The following is a 6603-nucleotide window of genomic DNA, read 5'->3' on the forward strand; positions in this document are numbered from 1 at the left end:
TCATCGCAATGGGGTGTTGTTGGCACCGATTACGGCGAAGCTGATTGCTGGCTTGATTCTGGATAACGCGGATCCGCTGTTGGCGGCGTTTTGTTGGGAGCGGTTTATGAGCGAGGACAGATCTCAGGGAGATGATGATCCGGCTCTGGTTTCTAATTTTGCTGCTGTTTCTGATTCTTCGTCTGATTCTTCATCTGATTTGTTGGGTTTCGCGGGCTCAACCCAACCTACGTCTTTTCAAACTCCTATGATAATGCAAACTCTTTCTGCTCCTCCGGTGACGACGTCTGATGATGCTCTGGTGATTGCTGGGCGGTCGTTCTCATCGCGGTTGATGACGGGTACTGGAAAATTTGACAACTTTGAGATGATGCGGGCTAGTCTGGCGGCCAGCGGTAGCCAGATTGTTACGGTGGCGGTGCGTCGGGTGCAGACCAATGCTCCGGGCCATGAGGGGTTGGCCCAGGCGATTGACTGGCAGAAGATCTGGATGCTGCCCAATACGGCAGGCTGTACTACGGCTGATGAGGCGGTGCGGGTGGCGCGTTTGGGTCGGGAAATGGCAAAGCTGCTGGGGCAAGAAGACAACAACTTTGTCAAACTAGAGGTGATTCCCGATGCGAAATATTTGTTGCCGGATCCGATTGGTACTTTGCGAGCGGCGGAACAGCTGGTGAAAGAGGGGTTTGCTGTTTTACCTTATGTGAATGCCGATCCGATTTTGGCGAAACATCTTGAAGATGCAGGCTGTGCTACGGTCATGCCGTTAGGGTCTCCCATTGGCTCAGGACAGGGGGTGCGTAATGCGGCCAATATTCAGATCATTGTGGAGAATGCCAAGATTCCGGTGGTGGTGGATGCGGGGATTGGCAGCCCGAGTGAGGCGGCAGAATCGATGGAGATGGGGGCGGATGCGTTGTTGATAAATACTGCGATCGCAAAAGCCCAAGATCCCGTCAAAATGGGTCGAGCCATGGGCTTAGCGACTGAGGCCGGGCGGTTGGCTTATTTATCTGGGCGTATCCCTGTAAAAGCCTACGCCAGCGCCAGCTCTCCGTTAACAGGCACCATTACCAGTCAGTAACCCAGCGTTACAGAAACTAGCATCGCCTGACAGATATCAACTATGATTCGGTACGAAATCGAATCTGTTGAGGTGTGTGCATGAGATTTGTACAGGGTATGCTGCGTTTGACCGCCATGGCTCCCATCGCTCTGGTGCTGAGCTTAATGCCAGCCAGCGTTCGCGCAGAAGAGCTAAGCCTAGACGAACTGTACAAACTCTGCAGCAGCTTTCCCTTTAACTCTCGATGTGAAGGGTTTGAAGCTCCTATTCCTCTAGACGACCGAGAGGGCACTCAGGTTAACTGTGGTCTGGATTTGTCTCAGGTCGATGCCTCGGGCGATTGTCGTCTGCTGATCGAAGGTAATACGCTCGTGGTGTATGCCGAAGAGGGTGACCCCATTGAACCGTTGGATAATCAAAAGGGCAGTCGTGAGATTCGTCTTCCCTTTGATCAGATTTATTCCACAGCCCTCCGTATTTGGGAGCGGGAGGTAGATGCAACGGCCTTTTTGATAGGTGGCCAACTCTATATTCAACGTAATGAAGCTGAGTATGATGGGTTTGAGCGAGACTATGTCCCAGGCGATGGCGACGAACGAGAAGGCCGTGGAAAAGAAGACTTTTCTGAGGTGGCGATTAGCTTTATAGAGTCCCCTGAAGCGGAGGGACATCGCAGTAACATTTTGCGCATTACGGCAACAGAAGAATTTGGCGCTTATCTGCTGGATCAGTTAACTGTGGGAGATATTAGTGCTATTAAAACTACGCTAACCACGCCGCAGCGTACGGTTGACGATCCTCGACAACAGCTGCTGGATAACAATGCCTGTATTCGTTGTAATCTCAGCGGTGTAGATTTGAGCGGTTTGGATTTAGATGATGCTAATTTGGAAGGTGCTGTGCTGTCTGGAGCCAATCTTTCCGGGGCTGACTTCTCTGGAGCCTATTTGGTAGGGGCTGACCTCAGCGATGCAAATCTGACAGAAACAGACCTGAGTCGAGCCAAGCTGGGGCTGGCCAATTTATCAGGGGCGATCATGGAGGCCGTGGACCTACATGCGGCCAGTCTACCGTTGGCTAACTTAGAGAATGCAACGATGCCCAATGCGGAATTGGGGGGTACCCATTTGGCTGGTGCTAATCTAACTAATGTTGATCTCAGTGAAGCCGACCTCACAGAGTTCACGTCCACGGGGTTTATTCCATTTTTAGGATTACAGCGCTTTCGTCTCTATGCTAATTTGCGCGGTGCAGATCTCAGCGGCAGTGTGCTGACTATGGCTGATTTTGACGATGCGGTTTTGTCAGATGCTAATTTGGTGGGTGCCAACTTAACCGGGGCCAATCTGGATGATGTGGCGCTGCGAGGGGCTGATCTAACCGGAGCTATAGTCGCTGAGGAGGATCTGGCTGAAGCGAGGCTCTGTGGGGCGACCATGCCTGATGGTGAAGTCTTTAGTGAAGGTTGTGAAGAGGACGAGGAGATTTAACAGTGAGCTGAGCGGCAGACAACATTTTACTTATTTTAATAGCAGAGTCTCTCAACCTGTGCGCTCCTGCGTCGTTTATGTTAGGTGCTTACTCACTTTCAGCACTGGCAGTAGCTAATTTCAGTGCCAACATCCCGAATACTGTTCCAGCGATCCGGTTCAAATACACCTGAGCCCTTGACGAACTGTTTAACCAACTGCCTAAAACTCCAGCCAATAAAGCGATTGCGCTAAAAATCACCAAGGTAACAAAAATGAATATGCCACCTAAAAGGAATATCTGTAGCGCAATTTGGCCATTTTCCAGTGATGCAAACTGCGGCAAGAAAGCAAGAAAGAAGATTGATACCTTAGGATTAGTGACATTCATGATGATTCCGCGACAGTACAGCGCACCACTAGAACGCAGATTTGAGCCGGGTGATTTGATTGTGCTGGCCGATGCCCGGAATGCCTGCCATGCCAAGTAGACCAAATACACGGCCCCCAATACTTTCAAAACGGTAAATGCAATGACTGAGGTTTGAAATATAGCGGCGATGCCCAGAGCCACAGCGGTTGTGTGAACGATTAACCCCGTACAAAGACCAAGCGTTACGAGGATTCCTGATTTTTTTCCATACAGGGCTGATTGCGTGAGAACAAAGATGTTGTCCGGTCCAGGCGCAATACTCAGCAATGCTGATGCAATAATGAAAGCTATGATTGAGTCAAGGGGCATCGTTTTTCCTTGGAAACTTCTTGCACCTAACGTTGAGCTGAGCGGCGGTCAGTATTGTTGCACCAAAACCTGGATTCCTAATTCCGTCCGCTCCTGCATTATGTTAGCTGGCCATAACTCGTTGACAGCTAAGCAAGGTATAAAAAATAACATTAAGTTAGGGGTACAGATATCTTAAACTCAGTGGCTTATGCAAATGATACAGACACCATATGGAATTTTTAGGTTGTAATGTATCCCAACTGTAGGTTCTGATGGACAGGCTTTACAGGATATAGACTATGTCAGCAATACAGATTCAAAAATTGCAAATGAGTACCTTTACAACTCCGGGCATAATGGAGTAAGCCAGATACTTACATGGGGACTATCTCATGGTTAACGTCGTTCGAGGCGATGTCGCTAAACCAGTTTCATCTAAAAGGCTAGCCGAATACTTTGAGGCAAGAGCTGATATTGATGGCAGCCTATACATGGGATATCCAATTATAGGAACTCCGCAAGGAGGCTATCAAATTGACGCCCTTCTAATATCAAGGGAACACGGAGTCGTTATTTTCAACCTAATAGAAGGGATTGAAAGTGATATCGATATAGAAGAAGTGCAGGATGAAAGCGTAACTAAAATTCAATCGAAGCTCCTTCAACATAAGGCGCTGACTCGTAGAAGAAAGCTAATGGTTGACATCAATGTTGTCACTTATGCACCTGCTATAAGCCATAAGCCAAGTATCTCGGAAGACTATTATATACTTCTCAATGAGGAGGAATTAACAGAATTTCTAAATTCTCAGAGTTGGGAACATGATGAATATTTTGAGAATCTTAATTCAGTAATTCAAGCTATTACCTCTATAAGAAAGAGAAAACAGAGAAATTATGTACAACATGAGAATTCTCGAGGTGCAAAGCTAAGCAAATTAGAAGATTCGATAGCAAATTTAGATAGAAATCAGAGTGCTGCTGTAATTGAAACTGTAGAAGGAGTACAAAGAATTAGAGGGCTTGCAGGCTCAGGAAAAACAATCGTTCTAGCTCTCAAGGTTGCCTATCTACATGCGAAGCATCCCGATTGGGATATAGCAGTAACCTTTAACACCCGCTCACTTAAAGGTCAGTTCAAACAGCTGATTAATACATTTACTATTGAACATACTAGTGAGGAACCAGATTGGGGAAAGGTGAAAGTTATCCATGCGTGGGGTAGTCCTTCCAAGGATGGAATTTATTATGAGTTTTGTAAAAGACATAATGTAGAGTATCGAGATCTTAACAGAGCCAAAAAAATCGCTAGTTCATATGGTCAAGAATTCGATGCTGTTTGTGAGGAAGCTCTCAGTAAAGTGTCAGATTTTGAACAATATTATGATGCAATTTTGATTGACGAAGCACAAGATTTCTCTAAGTCTTTCCTAAAACTTTGTTATGAAATCCTTAAAGAACCCAAGAGGCTAGTGTATGCCTATGATGAATTACAAAGCCTAAACAAGAAAGTAATGGAATCTCCAGAGTCTATTTTTGATAAAGATTCTTATGGTAATCCTCGCGTTTTATTGCAGAATCGTCCTAGCGAACCTAAACAAGACATTATTTTAGAAAAATGCTATAGAAATTCTCGACCAATTTTAGTTTCTGCTCATTCTCTTGGTTTTGGGATATACAGAGAAGAGGGGCTAGTCCAAATGTTTGAATACTCTGGTTTGTGGAGAGATATTGGGTATGAAGTGGAGGAAGGCGATTTAGAAGATAATAGTGATGTAAAACTTGCTAGAAGCGAGAATACAAGCCCCAAGTTCCTCGAAGCTCATTCCTCAACAGATGACTTAATTATGTTTAAGTCATTTGACTCCAATGAAGATCAAATTGAATGGCTAGTTAACCAGATAGACATAAATCTAAAGCAAGATGAGTTGAAGCACGATGACATAATGGTCATACATACGAATCCACTGACAGCTAGAAAATCCCTAGGAGTTGCTAGAGAAGAACTTTTTGAAAAAGGAATTAACTCTAGCTTAGCTGGAGTAACAACTTCACCTGATGACTTTTTTAGTGAAAATTCTATAGTTTTTACTAGTATCAACAGAGCCAAAGGTAACGAAGCTGCAATGATTTATGTAATCAATGCGCAATATTGCTTTTCTGGTTTTGAACTGGCTAGGAAAAGAAATATTCTATTCACTGCAATGACTCGAAGCAAGGCTTGGTTAAGAGTTATTGGATATGGTGAGAACATGAAGAGCCTAGTAAGTGAGTATGAAAAAGTCAAGCAAGAAGATTTTACTCTCAATTTCTTATACCCTAATGAAGTAGAACGAAGGAGAATGAATCTTGTTAACAGAGATATGAGTCCCAGAGAACGCGAGCTTCTAAAAGATAGGAGTAAGCAGGATAACTTCAAAGAATTACTTGAGGCTCTTGTAAAAGGTGACATACATCCTGAAGACTTGCCCTTTGACGTTCAAGAGAGTCTAAAGCAATTAAGAAATAGATCATCATTGTAGATATGATAGATTACCTCAGTATTCATAATCAGGTGAACACAATCACCCAGAAGTTAATATCTGTTAATTTGTCAGTCAAACAAAATTTTCCCTCATGCACGAATATAGGAAAAGATAGCTATGAAATTTCATATTCAGGCATGCAGAATCTTTCAATAGCTCTTAAAAATATTGACTATAAGGAAATATATGAAGAGTTAGATGAAGGTGAAAATTACAATATCAAAATGATTGATGGAGCACTAATACAACTTTTATACACTTATAGAGATTCTGCTTTGGCCTCACATCGGTTAGCTTTCTTTCCATCTCCTTTCTTGTATGACTTTCAGAATGAGCCTGAAGTATATGAAGACGATGAAATATACGCGGATATAATAGCCAAAAATATACTGCCTGTTCCTATCAGATTTGACTACGATCCAGAGAACTATAGAGAGTTAGAACATCCCAAAAGCCATTTAACACTGGGGCAATTTAAGAACTGTAGAATCCCTGTATGTTCTCCAATCACTCCAAATGCGTTTATAGATTTTATTCTTCGTAGTTTTTACAATACTGCTTTCCAAAAATTTACTGATGAATTAAATTTTTCTAGCAATCTATTTGATGAAACTATCAGTTCTGTAGAAAAGAAAATAATACATTTAGCTATTTACTAAAGCTTCCACAATTACAACAGTAGTGATTTACTGAGAGGATGTTTTAAAAGGTAGAGGGGTGTATCAAATCATGCCAGTCTCCTGAGCATCAAGCGAGTCATGGCAATATAAATCATGGCCTCAGATGATTCGGGTAAGCGTTCATAATCCTTACTCAGGC

Annotated in this window: 4 protein-coding genes and 2 pseudogenes; 4 read left to right on the forward strand and 2 right to left on the reverse strand. The window is 43.6% G+C overall.

Translation table 11 applies throughout. The features are described from left to right. Both IQ260_RS25350 and IQ260_RS25355 read left to right on the forward strand, forming a co-directional pair. Positions 1 to 1084 (forward strand): annotated as a pseudogene (locus IQ260_RS25350) (glycine oxidase ThiO); the annotation flags it as partial. 80 nt (positions 1085 to 1164) lie between these two features. Further along, the gene (locus IQ260_RS25355) at positions 1165 to 2556 is read left to right on the forward strand and encodes a pentapeptide repeat-containing protein (RefSeq protein ID WP_193995863.1); all 1392 of its coding nucleotides are present in this window, start codon (positions 1165 to 1167) and stop codon (positions 2554 to 2556) included. A gap of 88 nt (positions 2557 to 2644) precedes the next feature. Here the strand turns inward: IQ260_RS25355 and IQ260_RS25360 are convergent, their stop codons facing one another. Next, positions 2645 to 3277 (reverse strand): LysE family translocator, encoded by a 633-nt coding sequence (locus tag IQ260_RS25360; protein WP_193995864.1) that lies wholly within the window; start codon positions 3275 to 3277, stop codon positions 2645 to 2647. Positions 3278 to 3651: 374 nt separating this feature from the next. Between IQ260_RS25360 and IQ260_RS25365 the strand changes: the two genes are divergently transcribed. Both IQ260_RS25365 and IQ260_RS25370 read left to right on the forward strand, forming a co-directional pair. Then, a complete protein-coding gene (locus tag IQ260_RS25365) occupies positions 3652 to 5781 on the forward strand; it encodes a DEAD/DEAH box helicase (protein ID WP_193995865.1) in 2130 nt (709 codons plus the stop codon). Between the two features lie 32 nt (positions 5782 to 5813). After that, the gene (locus IQ260_RS25370; protein WP_322745046.1) at positions 5814 to 6443 is read left to right on the forward strand and encodes a DUF2290 domain-containing protein; all 630 of its coding nucleotides are present in this window, start codon (positions 5814 to 5816) and stop codon (positions 6441 to 6443) included. 68 nt (positions 6444 to 6511) lie between these two features. Here IQ260_RS25370 and IQ260_RS25375 read toward each other — a convergent pair. Further along, a pseudogene (locus IQ260_RS25375) lies at positions 6512 to 6603 on the reverse strand (IS5/IS1182 family transposase); the annotation flags it as partial.

The sequence above is a fragment of the Leptolyngbya cf. ectocarpi LEGE 11479 genome (genome assembly GCF_015207065.1).
Taxonomy (GTDB): Bacteria; Cyanobacteriota; Cyanobacteriia; order Phormidesmidales; family Phormidesmidaceae; genus Leptothoe; species Leptothoe ectocarpi.